The organism is Streptomyces sp. NBC_00525, assembly GCF_036346595.1.
Taxonomy (GTDB): domain Bacteria; phylum Actinomycetota; class Actinomycetes; order Streptomycetales; family Streptomycetaceae; genus Streptomyces.
The window spans coordinates 675,035-689,056 of record NZ_CP107834.1; the positions used below are offsets into that span (position 1 = coordinate 675,035).

At 73.8% G+C, this 14,022-nt stretch carries 13 protein-coding genes; 7 read left to right on the top strand and 6 right to left on the bottom strand.

Translation table 11 applies throughout. From position 1 onward, the window contains the following. Positions 1 to 364: 364 nt before the first annotated feature. The 4 genes from OG710_RS02845 (at position 365) to OG710_RS02860 (ending at position 5,618) form a co-directional block, all read left to right on the top strand. The gene (locus tag OG710_RS02845) at positions 365 to 955 is read left to right on the top strand and encodes a hypothetical protein (protein ID WP_330237940.1); all 591 of its coding nucleotides are present in this window, start codon (positions 365 to 367) and stop codon (positions 953 to 955) included. A gap of 100 nt (positions 956 to 1,055) precedes the next feature. Beyond that, a complete protein-coding gene (locus OG710_RS02850; protein WP_330237941.1) occupies positions 1,056 to 1,658 on the top strand; it encodes an acyl-CoA-like ligand-binding transcription factor in 603 nt (200 codons plus the stop codon). Positions 1,659 to 1,767: 109 nt separating this feature from the next. Continuing rightward, on the top strand, positions 1,768 to 3,369 hold the full coding sequence (locus tag OG710_RS02855; RefSeq protein ID WP_330237942.1) for an MDR family MFS transporter: 1,602 nt from the start codon (positions 1,768 to 1,770) through the stop codon (positions 3,367 to 3,369). A gap of 92 nt (positions 3,370 to 3,461) precedes the next feature. Then, positions 3,462 to 5,618: a S9 family peptidase gene (locus OG710_RS02860; protein WP_330237943.1), complete on the top strand. Its 2,157-nt coding sequence runs from the start codon at positions 3,462 to 3,464 to the stop codon at positions 5,616 to 5,618. A gap of 112 nt (positions 5,619 to 5,730) precedes the next feature. Here the strand turns inward: OG710_RS02860 and OG710_RS02865 are convergent, their stop codons facing one another. Next, positions 5,731 to 6,654 carry a LysR family transcriptional regulator gene (locus OG710_RS02865; RefSeq protein ID WP_330237944.1) on the bottom strand — a complete coding sequence of 308 codons (924 nt, stop codon included), beginning with the start codon at positions 6,652 to 6,654 and terminating at the stop codon, positions 5,731 to 5,733. Positions 6,655 to 6,728: 74 nt separating this feature from the next. Here OG710_RS02865 and OG710_RS02870 point away from each other — a divergent pair, with 74 nt between their 5' ends. Next, positions 6,729 to 7,721, top strand: coding sequence for a DMT family transporter (locus OG710_RS02870; protein WP_330237945.1), 993 nt, complete (start codon positions 6,729 to 6,731; stop codon positions 7,719 to 7,721). A gap of 120 nt (positions 7,722 to 7,841) precedes the next feature. Here OG710_RS02870 and OG710_RS02875 read toward each other — a convergent pair whose 3' ends face one another. Further along, complete coding sequence (locus OG710_RS02875) at positions 7,842 to 9,173, bottom strand: aminotransferase class I/II-fold pyridoxal phosphate-dependent enzyme (RefSeq protein ID WP_330237946.1); 1,332 nt, start codon at positions 9,171 to 9,173, stop codon at positions 7,842 to 7,844. Between the two features lie 35 nt (positions 9,174 to 9,208). Here OG710_RS02875 and OG710_RS02880 point away from each other — a divergent pair, with 35 nt between their 5' ends. Continuing rightward, a complete protein-coding gene (locus OG710_RS02880) occupies positions 9,209 to 9,922 on the top strand; it encodes a pyridoxamine 5'-phosphate oxidase family protein (RefSeq protein ID WP_330237947.1) in 714 nt (237 codons plus the stop codon). Between the two features lie 26 nt (positions 9,923 to 9,948). Here the strand turns inward: OG710_RS02880 and OG710_RS02885 are convergent, their stop codons facing one another. Further along, a complete protein-coding gene (locus tag OG710_RS02885; protein WP_330237948.1) occupies positions 9,949 to 10,944 on the bottom strand; it encodes an EamA family transporter in 996 nt (331 codons plus the stop codon). A gap of 184 nt (positions 10,945 to 11,128) precedes the next feature. On the opposite strand from OG710_RS02885, the gene OG710_RS02890 reads away from it, so the two are divergent. Beyond that, the gene (locus OG710_RS02890) at positions 11,129 to 11,329 is read left to right on the top strand and encodes a hypothetical protein (RefSeq protein WP_111335798.1); all 201 of its coding nucleotides are present in this window, start codon (positions 11,129 to 11,131) and stop codon (positions 11,327 to 11,329) included. Positions 11,330 to 11,351: 22 nt separating this feature from the next. Here OG710_RS02890 and OG710_RS02895 read toward each other — a convergent pair whose 3' ends face one another. The 3 genes from OG710_RS02895 to OG710_RS02905 are packed head-to-tail and all read right to left on the bottom strand — an operon-like array spanning position 11,352 to position 13,994. Continuing rightward, positions 11,352 to 11,948 carry a PadR family transcriptional regulator gene (locus OG710_RS02895; protein ID WP_330237949.1) on the bottom strand — a complete coding sequence of 199 codons (597 nt, stop codon included), beginning with the start codon at positions 11,946 to 11,948 and terminating at the stop codon, positions 11,352 to 11,354. A 43-nt stretch (positions 11,949 to 11,991) separates the two neighbouring features. Next, the gene (locus OG710_RS02900) at positions 11,992 to 13,353 is read right to left on the bottom strand and encodes an MFS transporter (protein ID WP_330237950.1); all 1,362 of its coding nucleotides are present in this window, start codon (positions 13,351 to 13,353) and stop codon (positions 11,992 to 11,994) included. Beyond that, entirely contained in the window at positions 13,350 to 13,994 is a 645-nt protein-coding gene (locus OG710_RS02905; protein WP_330237951.1) for an ArsR/SmtB family transcription factor, read from the bottom strand. The genes OG710_RS02900 and OG710_RS02905 overlap by 4 nt, the downstream gene beginning before the upstream one ends. Between the last annotated feature and the right edge of the window lie 28 nt (positions 13,995 to 14,022).

Here is a 14,022-nt window from a genome sequence, read left to right on the forward strand (position 1 = left end):
CACGACTTACGAGGCAGTTCAGCCCCGATTCCTTACTCTGCAAGAACTTGCAGAAACCTCCAGGGGCTGCGCCGGGAGTGCGCACGGGACCGACGATGACCGAGATTCGACGGTGCCCGGCACCCCGCCCCCGTCGCCCTCCCTCACCGAGAACCCCACGTATGGGTGAAGATCCGCCACCGGCCAGGACGATATGCCAGGAAAAAACGTTGTTTCGGGCATGAATCCACAGGAGTCCTGGAGTCACCACAAGGTTCTGGCAGAGGAATTCTGTTTGCATGACGAACAAGTCAGATTCGCCGAAGCCGCCTTGCGTGAGGCACAGATGCACCGTAGCCGGTCGCTGGCCGCTTTCGCTGTCACGGTGGGTCGCGACAGGTCCGTCGCCGATCTGCTGGGACTGCAGGCGCGGGAGGTGAGGTCGGCGCGGCGCGAGGTGGGCGTGGAGACCGCCCGGTCCGCCGCCGACCATCTGCTCAACGCTCCGGCGGCCGGAGCCGAGGGCGCCGGGACGGTGTGGTCCGAGGAACTGGACGCCGCGCTGAGCGCGGGCTGGCGGGAGGGCGTGGACCTGCACGCGCTCGCGGCGCGGCTCGGTATGGACGTGGCGAGCGTCGTGACCCGGCTGAAGGATTTGTCCACGCAGGGCATCCTGCGGGGCGACGGCACCCCGACGAGCAGGGGCCGCCACCGCAAGCAGGCCAACGGCACCCCGCCGCGCCCGGCGGGTCCCACGACCCAGACCCGGGCCCGGGCCCAATCACAGCCCCAGCCCCAGCCCCAGGGGCAACCACAGCCGCAGCCGCGCGAGCAGCCGGCCGGGCAGGGGATGACGGAGAGCTGGGCGGAGTGGGAGTCGCAGCTCACCCCCGAGCGCGAGCGGCCCCCGGCCCAGGAGATCAGCGGGCTCGTCCTGGAGGGCGTGGTGTGTCCGCCGTACCAGTACGGCTATTGAAGCGCCGCCCACGCACGCTCCGGCACCGAGTGCGCGGGCCGGCACCGCGGCCCCGTTTAAAATTTTGCCTGGGCTGCAAAATTGCATAGCATCCATCTTCATGAGCGACGACCCGCCCCTGGGGCTGCGTGAGCGCAAGAAGCGCGCCACGCGCGACGCCCTGGCGGGCGTGGCACTGCGCATGGCCGCCGAGCGGGGCTTCGAGCAGGTGACCGTCGAAGCGGTCACCGATGCCGTCGGGGTCTCCGTGCGCACGTTCTTCAACTACTTCGCGTGCCTGGAGGACGCCATCACGCGTCCCGGCCCGGAGAGCGCTGAGCGGACCCGGCGGGCCGTGCTCAACGCGCCGGAGCACCTCACCGCGCTCGAAGCCCTCAGCGAGGCCATCGCCCAGGAGCTCGCCTCCATCGAGGAGGACCACGAGCGCTGGAAGCTCCAGACGGCCGTGCTGCGCAAGAGCCCGGCGCTGCTGCCCAACTTCCTGGCCGCCCGCGGCGCCGACGAGAAGGCCATGATCGCCGTCGTCGCCGAACGCCTCGGCCAGGACCCCGTGGCCGATCTCTACCCCCGGCTCCTCGCCCATGTCGCCCTGGCCGCGGTGCGCGCCTCGGTCGAGGTCTGGGTGGCCACGGGCCGTACACGTACCTTCCAGAGCCTGTACCGCGAGGCGTTCGCCTCCCTGGCCGCCGGTCTGAAGGCCTGAGCGCGCCCCCGGCGTACCGCGCCGGGCCGCTCACCCACCCCCGCACCATCCCTCCGCGCGGCCCCACCCGTCACGGAGCCAGTCACCAGAGAATGAGGAACGTCAGCCGATGACCGCTGCCGTCACACCCGAAACCGGCCCGGCCGGTCCGACAGAGGAGGCCGCGTCAGGCATGACGCGGCGCCAGATACTCCAGGCCATGTCGGGCCTGATGGCCGGCATGTTCGTGGCGATCCTGGCCTCCACCGTCGTCGCCAACGCCCTGCCCAGGATCATCGCCGACCTGCACGGCACCCAGTCCTCGTACACCTGGGTCGTCACGGCCGAACTCCTCGCCATGACGGCGACGGTGCCGATCTGGGGCAAGCTCTCCGACCTGTACGACAAGAAGCTGCTCATCCAGCTGTCGCTGTCGATGTTCGTCGTCGGCTCGCTCGTCGCGGGCTTCTCGCACAGCGTCGGGCTGCTCATCGTCAGCCGTGTCGTCCAGGGCATCGGCGCGGGCGGGCTCACCGCGCTCGCCCAGGTCGTGATGGCGGCGATCATCCCGCCGCGCGAACTCGGCCGCTACTCCGGCATCTTCGGTGCCGTGTTCGCCGTGGGCACGGTCGCGGGGCCGCTCATCGGCGGCGTCCTGGTGGACACCTCCTGGCTGGGCTGGCGCTGGTGCTTCTTCATCGGCGTCCCCTTCGCGCTGCTCGCCATCGTGCTGCTCCAGCTCACCCTCAAACTGCCGACGATCCGCCGCGAGGTGAAGATCGACTACGTCGGTGCCGTGCTCATCATGAGCGGCGTCAGCGCGCTGCTGCTGTGGGTGACCCTGGCCGGCAACCGCTTCGACTGGGCGTCCTGGCAGACCGCCGCGCTCGTGACCGCCGGTGTGGTCCTGCTGGGCGCCGCCGTGTGGGTCGAGTCGCGCGTGCCGGAGCCGATCATCCCGCTGGACATCTTCCGCAACCGCACGGTGGCGCTGACGACGGTCGCGAGCCTGCTGGTCGGTGTCGCCATGTTCGGCGGCACGGTGTTCCTCTCCCAGTACTTCCAGATCTCGCTCGGCAAGTCCCCGACGACCGCCGGTCTGATGAGCCTGCCGATGATCCTCGGCCTGATGGTCTCGACGACCGTGGCCGGCCAGATCATCTCCGCGCGGGGCAAGTGGAAGGGCTTCCTCATCGCGGGCGGCATCATCATGACGGCGGGCATGGGTCTGCTGTCCACGATCGGCGCCGACTCCTCGTTCGGCCTGCTCAGCGTGTACATGGTGGTTCTCGGCGTCGGCGTCGGCATGCTGATGCAGAACCTGGTGCTGGCCGCGCAGAACGACGTGCCCGCCTCCGAACTGGGCGCGGCGACCTCGGTCCTGTCGTTCTTCCGCAGCCTCGGTGGTGCCATCGGTACGAGCGCGCTCGGCGCCGTCCTGGGCCACCGGGTGGCGCAGGAGCTGGAGAAGGGCTTCGGCAAGCCGGCGGGCGGCGGCGAGAGCACCGTCCCCGATCTGAGCACCCTGCCCGCCCCGGCGCGCGAGATCGTCGAGAACGCGTACGGCGTCGCCACCGCCGACGTCTTCCTGATCGGCGCCCCGTTCGCCTTCCTGGCGCTGATCGCGGTGCTGTTCATCAAGGAGAAGCCGCTGCGCACGCAGAGCGGCATGGAGCGTCTGGCGGAGGAGACGGCGGCGGCCGAGTCCGCCGCGGCCACCCCGGCGCACTGAGCGCGGCCCCTGCGGGGCCCGTCCTCCCCCACACCGGGGACGGGCGGGCCCCGCAGGGCTGTTCCGGCGGCGCCACCTGTCAGGGTGTCGGGATGACGCGCCCCTCCGCCCACCCCACCAGAGCCGCAGCCGACACCGACGACCCGTTCCCCGCCCAGTTCGCCCGCACCCGGCGCTTCTCGCTCGGCGTGCCCCGCGGGTTCACCGTCTCCCCGGACGGCACCCGGGTCCTCTTCCTCCGGGGCACCTCGGGCAGCGATCCGGTGAGCCGGCTGTGGCTGTACGAGGACGGCGCCGAGCGGCTGCTGGCCGATCCGCTCGGACCGGACCTCGCGGAGGCGGTCCCGCACGAGGTGCCGGAGGCGGAGCGGGTGCGGCGGGAGCGCGCCGGTGAGACCTCGTCCGGTGTGGTCGCGTACGCCACCGACGCCTCCGTGTCCGTGGCGGCCTTCACCCTCGCGGGCGCCCTGTGGCTGGTCCCCGTCCGCGGCGGCCCGCCCCGCCGGCTGCCGACGGCCGGGCCCGCCGTCGATCCGCGCCCCTCCCCCGACGGCTCCCTGATCGCATACGTCTGCGGCGGCGCGCTGCGTACGGTACGGAGCGACGGCACCGGCGAAAGCGCGCTCGCCGGACCGGAGGGCGAGCACATCACGTACGGCCTGTCCGACCATGTGTCGCAGGAGTCCATCGGGCGCACCCGCGGGTACTGGTGGTCCCCGTCCGGCGACGCGCTCCTGGTCGCCCGCGTGGACACCTCCCGCGTCCGGCGCCGCTACCTCACCGACCCCGCCCGCCCCGAGCGCCCGCCCCGCGCCCTGCCGTACCCGGCCGCGGGCACCCCCAACGCCGAGGTGTCGCTGCACGTGGTGCGGCTTTCCGGTGAGCGCGTCCGGGTCCGGCTCCCCGAGGCGGCCGGGGCCGGGCATCCCGCGGGTGCCTGGACGGACCCGGCGTTCGAGTACGTGGTGGCGGCCGGCTGGGACGAGCGGGGCCCCCTGGTGACCGTCCAGAGCCGGGACCAGCGCTCGGTGCACGTCCTGGAGGTGGACGCGGAGACCGGTGCCACCACGACCGCGCACCGCGAGCACGACCCGGCCTGGGTGGCCCTGCGTCCGGGGACCCCGCTGCGGCTGCCGTCCGGGGCGCTCGTGGTCCCGGCCCGGCCGGACGGCGACACCCAGGGACTGGCGATCGGCGGCGCCCGCACGCCGCCGGGCCTCCAGGTGCGCGAGGTGCTGGGCGCGGCGGACGGTCGGGTGTACTTCACGGGCGGCGACGAGCCCACCGAGATCCACGTCTGGTCGTACGGTCCCGGGGACGCGGGCCCGGTGCGCGTCTCGGGCGCCCCCGGAGTGCACACCGCCGCGGTCGGGGGCCCGATGGTGGTCCTGGACAGCCGGACACCGGACGGCCAGACGGTGACGGTGCTGCGGTCCGGTGCGCCGGCGGGCCGGATCGCGGTCCTGGCGGAGGAACCGCTCGTCACTCCGCGCCCGCTGGCGCTGAGGCCGGGCCGGCGGGAGCTGCGCAGCCGGCTGTACCTGCCGTCCCGGCACCGGCCGGGCGACGGGCCGCTGCCGGTGCTGCTGAGCCCCTACGCGGGCCACGGCATGCAGGTCGTGCTGGAGGCGCGGGCCTGGTGGACCGCGGTGGCCCAGTGGTTCGCCGAGCAGGGCTTCGCGGTGCTCGTGACGGACGGGCGGGGCACGCCGGGGCGGGGCGAGGCGTGGGAGAAGTCGGTGCACGGCGACCGGCTGACAGCGGTGCTGGAGGACCAGATCGACGCGCTGCGCGCGGTGGCCGCGGCCCGTCCGGAGCTGGACACGGGTCGGGTGGCGATACGAGGCTGGTCGTTCGGCGGCTGTCTGGCGGCGGCCGCCGTACTGCGGCACCCGGAGGTGTTCCACGCGGCGGTGGCGGGCGCCGCGCCGGCGGACCGGCTGCTGTACGACACCCACTGGGAGGAGCGGTTCCTGGGGCACCCGGACGTGCTGCCGGAGAACTACGCCCGCAGTTCGCTGCTCGACGAGGCGGCGTCGCTGCGCCGGCCGCTGATGCTGGTGCACGGGCTGGCCGACGACAATGTGGCCGTGGCGCACACGCTGCGCCTGTCGGCGGCCCTGCTCGCGGCGGGGCGCCCGCACACGGTGCTGCCGCTGTCCGGGGCCGGGCACCGGGTCGGTGACCGGGCGGCGAGCGGGCTGCTGCGCCTGGAGCGGGACTTCCTGCGCAGGTCGTTGGGCGTCTGAGGGCGCGCCGTCCCGGATCGCGGCCCGTCCGGGAGCGGTACGCGTTTCCGGCGGGTGGCCCGGACCCGGCGCACGCGTGGAAAGCGGCGCCGCCCGCCCGGCAGGCGGAACCTCAGAAGGCGCCCTCGCCCTGCTCGCCCACGTTCCGGCCCGACTCGCGCAGGGCCGCGACGGCCGCCCTGATCGAGGGCCGCCGGTCCGCGTCGGAGCGCCACACCGCGTGGACGTGCCGCCGCATCGTCTGGCGGACGGGCACCAGCCGTACGCCGTCCGGCACCGGCCCCCGGCCCAGCCGGGGCGCCACGCACACCCCCATGCCGGCGGCGATCAGCGCGAGCTGTGTGTGGTGCTCGCCCGCGAGATGGGCGATGCGCGGTTCGATGCCCTTGGAGCGGAGCGTGAACATCAGCCAGTCGTAGCAGAACTCGCCCTCCGGCCAGGACACCCAGTCGTCGTCGGCGAAGTCCTCCAGATCCACCTCGGACCGCCCGGCCAGCGGGTGACCGGCCGGCATCGCGATGTCCGGGGCGTCGTCGAGCAGTTCCGCCCTGGTCAGTCCGCCGGGCACGGGGAGCCGCTTGTTGCTCCAGTCCAGCACGACGGCCAGATCGATGTCGCCCCTGAGCACCGCCCGGATGCCGTCCTCCGGTTCCAGCTCCAGGGTGCGTACCCGCAGTTCGGGATGGTCGGCGCGCAGCGCGAGCAGCGTCGAGGGGAAGAGGCCGCGCGCCGCCGTCGGGAACGCGCCGAGCCGGATCTCCCCCACCACCTCGCCGCGCTGGGCCTCGATGTCGGACTGGGCCAGCTCCACCTGTGACAGGATGCGGGCCGCGTGGTCGGCGAGCAGCCGGCCGGCGTCAGTGAGCCGCACTCCGCGTCCGTTCCTGGCGAGGAGCTGCTGCCCCACCTCGCGCTCCAGCTTCGACATCTGCTGCGAGACCGCCGATGTCGTGACGTGCAGTCCCTCGGCGGCGCCGCTGACCGAACCGAGCCTGGCCAGGGCGTCGAGGGTGCGCAGGCGCTCCAGGTTCAACATATAAGCGATGCTACGGGAAACCGCATACAAAATCTCACTTGTGCTACGAAGTTCGGCCGGTCATCGTGGTCCCCATGAGCGCCCCGCCCGCACCCCGGCCAGCCACCGAGTCCTCCGTGCCTCCGGGCGCGCCGCCCGCGGCACCGGCCACCGCCGGACCGTCCGCCACCGGCACGCCCGCCCGGCGCCCGGCGCTGGACTGGCGGCTGCGGTTCGCGGCGCTCTCGCTCATCTGGGGTTTCAGCTTTCTGCTGATCAAGGTGGGGACCGACGCGTACGCGCCGTTCCAGGTGACGTTCGGGCGGCTCGTGTCGGGGACCGCCGTGCTGGCGGTGGTGATGGCGGTGAAGCGGGAGCGGCTGCCGCGTTCCGCCCGTACCTGGGGCCATCTGGCCGTGGCGGCGTTCTTCCTCAACGCCCTGCCGTTCTCCCTGTTCGCCTACGCGGAGCTGACCATTCCGTCGACACTGGCGGGCATCTGCAACGCGACCTCGCCGCTGTGGGGGATGGCGCTGTCGCTCGTCGCCCTGTCCGAGGACCGGCCGACCCGGCGGCGGGTCGCCGGTCTCGGGCTCGGCTTCCTCGGCGTGCTGACGGTGCTCGGGGCCTGGCAGGGCTTCTCCGGGCTGGACTTCGGCGGGACCGCCATGGCCCTGCTGGCGTCGCTCAGCTACCCGATCGGCTGGATCTATGTGCGCCGCACGCTGGCCGGCGACGACGCGTCCACCCTCGCGCTCACGGGCAGCCAGCTCTTCCTGGGGACGGTGCAACTCGCCGTCGTCACCCCGCTGTTCACCGGCATGCCCGGCGGCTTCCCGGTGCTGCCGACGCTGGCCGTCCTCGCGCTCGGGGCACTGGGCACCGGTCTCGCGGTGCTGCTCCAGTACGGCCTGGTCCAGGAGGTCGGGCCGACGACGGCGCAGATGGTCACCTACTTCATCCCGGTCATCGCCACGGCGGCCGGCGTCGCCGTGCTGGGTGAGGAGCTGAGCTGGAACACTCCGGTCGGCGCGCTCGTCGTCCTGGCCGGCGCCGCCCTGACCCAGAGCAGACCGCGCGCCGCGTGACGGGGTGGCGGGGCCCGGTCCGGCCCGGCGGGGCCCGGTCCGGCCCGGCGGGGTCGTGATCGACGCGCCCCGGCCGGGCGCGGCGGCTGATCAGCACGGCCCGGTCCGGCGCCGTCCCGATCAGCCGTAGTTGAGCGGTCTCGCCGGACCGGCCGCCCCGGCCACCGCGTCGGCCAGCGGGCCGATGTCGGTGTCGGTGAGCGAGGACACGGTGAGCCGGACCGCCTGCGGCGCGTCGATACGGAACCGGGCTCCGGGCGCCACCGCCCATCCGGCCTGGAGCAGCCGGGCCACGGCGCCCGTCTCGTCGCTCACCGGCACCCACACGTTCATCCCGCTGCGGCCGTGCGCCTCGACGCCCCGGTCCGCCAGGGCCCGCACGAGCGCGTCGCGGCGGCGGGCGTAGGAGCCGGCCACCTCCCGCGGGTCCACGGCGCCGGTGTTCCACAGGTGGACCACGGTCCGCTGGAGCAGTCGGCTGACCCAGCCGGGCCCCAGCCGCTGGCGGCCGGTGACCCGGTCCACCGTGACCGTGTCCCCGGTGAGCACCGCGACCCGCAGATCCGGCCCGTACGCCTTGGCCGTCGAGCGGACGAACGCCCAGCGGTCCGTGACCCCCGCCAGCGGGTGCAGCGGCTGGTCGACGATGGCGTGCCCGTGGTCGTCCTCGATGAGCAGGATGCCGGGATGGCGGGCGAGGACGGTCCGCAGCCGCTCCGCCCGCGCGGCGGAGACGGCCGCGCCGGTCGGGTTCTGCGCCCGGTCCGTGACGACGACGGCCCGCGCACCGGCCCGCAGCGCCGCTTCGAGCGCGTCGGGCAGCGGTCCCTCGTCGTCGAGCGCGACCGGCAGGGGGCGCATGCCCAGCGCGGGCACCAGGTCCAGCAGCCCGCCCCAGCCGGGGTCCTCGACCGCGACCGGGTCGCCGGGCCGCAGATGCGCGGCGAGCACCCGCTCGATCGCGTCCAGCGAGCCGGAGGCGACGGCCACCGGCCCGGCCGGGACGCCGTCCGCGTCCAGGGCGGCGCGGGCGAGCGCGGCGAACTCCGGGTCGACGAAGGCCCCTCCGTACAGGCCCGGCTCGTGCGCGTACGCCTCGGCGACCGCCGCGAAGGCCCCGCCCAGGCGCGGCAGCAGGGCCGGGTCGGGGTTGCCGTCGCCCAGGTCCCGTACGCCGGGCGGGGCCTCGACCCGTATCGAACCGCGCGCGGTGCTCGCGGGGCGGGGCCGCACGCGGCTGCCCCGGCGACCGGCGGTCTCGATGACCCCGCGCTCGCGCAGGATGCGGTAGGCGGCCGCGACGGTGTTCGGGTTCACCTCCAGGTAGACGGCCAACTCGCGCATGGGCGGCAGCACTTGGCCGGGCTCCAGCTCCCCGGAGCCGACCCCGTGCTCGACGCTGGCGGCAATGTCCTGTGCACGCCGCCCACTGATCCGATACTCTCCTAGCACAAACCACAGTATGCACTAGTGCAATGGAGTCCGCAATGCCGGAGACCGCTCCCCAGCAGACCACGTCCCCGGACGCCCCGGCCGGCTACGGGCCGACGGACCGCACCGTTCCCACCCGGCTGCGCGAGCGGGCCGCGTACGACCGCGAAACGGTCCACGCGATACTCGACGACGCCTTCCTGTGCCACCTCGGCTTCGTGCGCGAGGGCGCGCCGGTCGTCCTGCCGACGCTCTTCGGGCGGGTCGGCGACCGGCTGTACGTCCACGGCTCGACCGGCTCCCGGCCGCTGCGGGAGTCCGGCGGCGAGGAGGGGCTGCCCGTGTGTCTGACGGTGACGCATGTGGACGGCCTGGTGCTGGCCCGCTCCGCCTTCCACCACTCGCTCAACTACCGCTCCGTGGTCGTGCACGGCACGGCGTACCAGGTGACCGATCCCGAGGAGCGGCGCGTCGCGCTGGACGCGATCGTGGAGCAGGCGGTGCCGGGGCGCTCGAAGGACGCGCGCCCGGCCGACGCCAGGGAACTGGCCGCCACCGCCGTCGTCCGGCTGGATCTGCGCGAAGCCTCCGCCAAGGTCCGTACCGGCGGACCCGGCGACGACCCGCGCGACCTGGGCCTGCCGCACTGGGCGGGCGTCGTCCCGGTCGCCCCCGCCTTCGCCGCACCGGTCCCGGCGGACGACCTGGACCCGTCGATCGAGGTGCCCGCGTACCTCGAAGCGCTCCAGGGTGTCCGGCGAACCCGCTAGACGTCGCGGGGATCGGCCGGACACCCCTAGGACCGTGCGGCGGACCGCTCCACGCCGGCTTCCGCCGCGGCCGGTCCCGAGGCGACGGGGCCGGCGGACGGCCGGGGCGTGGCCGACTGGGCGATGAGGGCGCCGGCCAGGACCAGCGCGCCGCCGATGAGCTGCGGGAGCGCCAGGTGCTCGCCGAGGAGCACCCAGGCGAGGCCGGTCGCGATGACCGCCTCCAGGCAGGCGACGACCCCGGCGACCGCCGGGGACAGCATGCGTACGGAGACCACGCCGGTCACGTACGCGAGGACGGTGGCCAGCAGCACGATCCAGGCCAGCAGCAGCCATGCGGGCACCTCGGTGCCGTCCATCACCGTGTCGCCGCCGAGCACCGAGTGGTCCATGGTCCACGGCCGTGCGACCGCGGTGAGCACCAGGGCGCCGATGAGCAGCCCGTAGGCGATGACGCCGACCGGATTCGGCGGCCCCGCCCCGTCCGGCGACGCCTCGCCGCCGCCCTGGTCGGAGAGGACGAAGTAGCCGACCTGGCAGCAGGCGGCGCCGAGCGCGAGCAGCAGCCCGACCGCGTCGAAGCCGAGGCCGGCCCACACCTCGACCACACAGGCGAGGCCGCCGACCGCGAGGACGACGCCGAGGGCAGCCGCGCGCGTCACCGGCCGCCGCTGGACGAAGCGCACCCAGCCGAGGACCAGCGCCGGCGACAGGTACTCCACCAGCAGGGCGACGCCCACGGGGATGCGGGAGATGGCCGCGAAGTAGCAGGCCTGGACGCCCGCGACGGCGAGCAGCCCGAAGCCGAGCAGCAGCGCGGGCCGTTCGCGTACCAGCGCGCGGTGGCGCCAGGCCACGGGGAGCATGACGAGCGCGGCGCCCGCCACCCGCAGCCAGACCACGTGGAGCGGGTCGAGTCCCGCCTCGATCAGCGGCTTGGCCGCCACTCCGGAACCACCGAATGCGAACGCCGAGGCGAGGGCGAGTCCCAGGCCGGCGCTTCTCCCCTGAGACGCGTGCATCGGCACATCATGACAGCTGGGGTCAGGACCGTCACCCCGTTGACGCCTGACGTCGCGTAACCCCCCGACACCGCCCGCGCCCCTGACATCCGCCTCGTCCGGGTGTACGGGGCAACCGGCGGCCCGCCGGTACACGTCCCACAGACGGGAGCGGGTGTTCGCGGCGCGGCGGGAGGGAACCGGGGTGAGCTGGCTGGTGTCCCTGCCGGCGCTCGACGGGCGCGACTACGTCTACCGGGTCCACGCACCGCACGACGCGCTGCCCGCCGATCTGTTCTGGTCGGCGTTCCACTGCCACGACGACGGTCCACATCCGCGCGCCTCCGACCGCTTCGACGCGGCGCACATCTGGTGCACGGGCGGGGACCAGGCCCCTCCCCGCTGACCCGCCTCGGGGTTCTCGGGGCTCAGTGCTCGTCGGCGAGGATGAGGTAGAGCTTCTTGCGGGCCTCGTTGACGACGGCGAGCGCCTTTTCGCGCTGGTCGGGCGAGCCGGTCTTCCAGACCTGGCCGAACGCCTCCATCAGGCCGACGCCGGCCTGGCGGACCTCGTTCATCCTCTCCCAGTCGACGCCGCGCCCGGCCTCCTCCCAGGGGGCCTCCGGCCCGGTCTCGGCCTCGGTGCGTCCGGCGTCGGTGAGCGTGAACAGCTTCTTGCCGCCCTCGCTCGCGCTGACGATCAGCCCCTCGTCCTCCAGCAGCTGGAGGGTCGGATACACCGATCCGGGGCTGGGCCGCCAGGCGCCGCCGCTGCGCTCGCCGATCTCCTGGATCATCTCGTAGCCGTGCATCGGCCGGTCCCTGAGCAGCGCCAGGATCGACGCCCGCACATCACCGCGCCGCGCCCTCCCCCGGCCGCCGCCCCGGTTGCGCCCGCCGCCGAACGGCGGTCCGAACGGCCCGAAAGCGGCCCGGCGCCCCTCGAACCCCCCGCGCGGCCCCTCGGGCCCGCCCGGCCCGTGGCTGTGGCGGCCGTGTCCGTGTTCGTACCCATGTGTACGCATGACCGTACTCCTCTGCTTCTCTTCGATACGTTCTCTTCGTTCTCTACATCGCTGAACCATCGCGATGCCTCGACGATATATCGGAACCGATCGCATAGCAACCCACCGAGTCCGGCGGAGTCCGGCGTGCGGTCGCGCTGCGGTGAGTCCACAGGAGAGCTGCCGCCAGCAGCAGGGCGCCTCCCAGCAGCCAGGGCATCGGGCCCGGCGGAAGGGCACCCATGATCAAGCCGGTGAGCGCTGCCACCAGTTGCAGGGCGAGAGACTGGACGGACAGGGCGGTGGCCCGGCCCGAACTCGCGACCCGGCGATGCAACAGGTCGTTCTCGCTCGGCCCCGCCGCGCCGAGCCCGAGGTGGACCAGGCCGTAGCCGCCGGCCGCGATGACCGTGGAGCCCACTCCGGCGAACGCCGCGGTTGCGCCGAGCAGAAGCAAGCCGCTCGCGCTCACGCCGAGACCGACCATGACCGCGCGCTCTCCGCTGCCCGCGAGCCGGGCGGTCAGCGGTGCGAGGTGGCTGCCGATACCCGAGCAGATGAATCCGGCGCAGGCGAGCGCGGCAAACAGCACCGCCCCCGACTCCGATGCGCCCGTGAGGTCCGCGGCACGGCCCGGCGTGAGCAGTTCGAGCGCGGCCAGGGCGCCGCCGGCGGCGCCGGCGCTGAGGAGCACCCGGCGGACCAGCGCGTCGCGGCCCCCCAGCCGCAGTCCGTCCACGATGGTGGCCGGGATGCTGCGGAGCACGTAGGGCAGGGTGACCGGCGGCCGGGGCGGCTCCCGCAGAGCAGTCACGACGTACAGCACGAAGACGATCTCGACTGCCGCGCCCAGCAGCATCGGGACGGACAGCGGCAGCACCAGCCCGGACGTCGCTTCGCCCAGTCGCACGCCAAGGGCAGGGCCGAGGCCGAGCAGCCAGGGAAGGGCGCCGCCGAGCAGGGTGCCGGTGGCGAGCGCGGCGGATGTCGCGGATCCGCCGCGGGCCAGCCCGGTACGCAGTTCGGCGTCGGGGCCGGAGTGCGCCTGGACGGTGTCGACGTACCAGGCTTCGGCCGGGCCACTGGACAGGGCGCGGCCCGCGCCCATCAGGGCCATACCGAGGCCGAGCAGCCAGGGAGCGGTGCCCAGGCCCACGAGGGTCAGGGCGGCCAGGTTCAGCAGCCCCGCGGCGGCCAGAACAGTGCGGCGGCCGAAGACGTCGGACAGTCCTCCGGTGGGCAGTTCCAGTGCGGCGGCGGTGAGGGAGTGCGCCGCGAAGAAGCCCGCGATGGCCGCCATCGCCATGCCGCGCTCGGTGAGCAGCAGGATCAGGGGAGCGGTGCTCAGTCCCAGTGGCAGCCAGAACAGAACGCAGACCGTGACGTAGCGGCGGCGTGCGGCGTGTACGTCCAGCGGCCCGGTCATGACGCGTCCTCGGCATCTTGCACCGCAGGGGCCGAGGTGTCCTCCCCGGCGCCGGGGTCGCGCGGTGCCAGGGGCAGTCCGGCGGTGAGGAGTACGACCCGCACGGCGCGTGGATCTTGTGCGTCGCGGGTGGTCAGTTCCGCCAGCTTCCGGTCGAACGCCTCCCAGAGTTCGCTGAGCGACTCCGGGGTCAGGCGGGGCATCAGGTCGTTGATCCCGGACGGCTCCACCCATTCCCGGCCCAGCCGCCCGTCGGCGATGTCGGCCTCGTGCCGGGCGAGCGATGCCTCCAGGTGCTCGATCTGGGCCCTGCGCGACAGGCCGACGTAGGCGCGGCTGCCCGGTGCGGCCTCCATCGCCTTGTTGCTCCAGGAGGTCACGGAGTGCACCGCCTGCCAGCGGCGCTCCCGCCCGTCACGGTGCTGGGCCTCGGTGACGAACGCGTACTTCGCCAGAACCCGCAGGTGGTAGCTGGTGGAAGCGGACGACTCCCCGGTCCTGACCGCGAGTTCGCTCGCGGTGGCGGGGCCGTCCTGCCGCAGCATCCCGAGCAGCCGGATGCGCAGCGGGTGCGTGAGGGCCTTCAGGGCTGCCGCATCACGCTCGGGATCGAGTACACGTTTCTGCTCTTCGCTGACCATGACCGGAGGCTAGAGCAGCCGAGAGGTT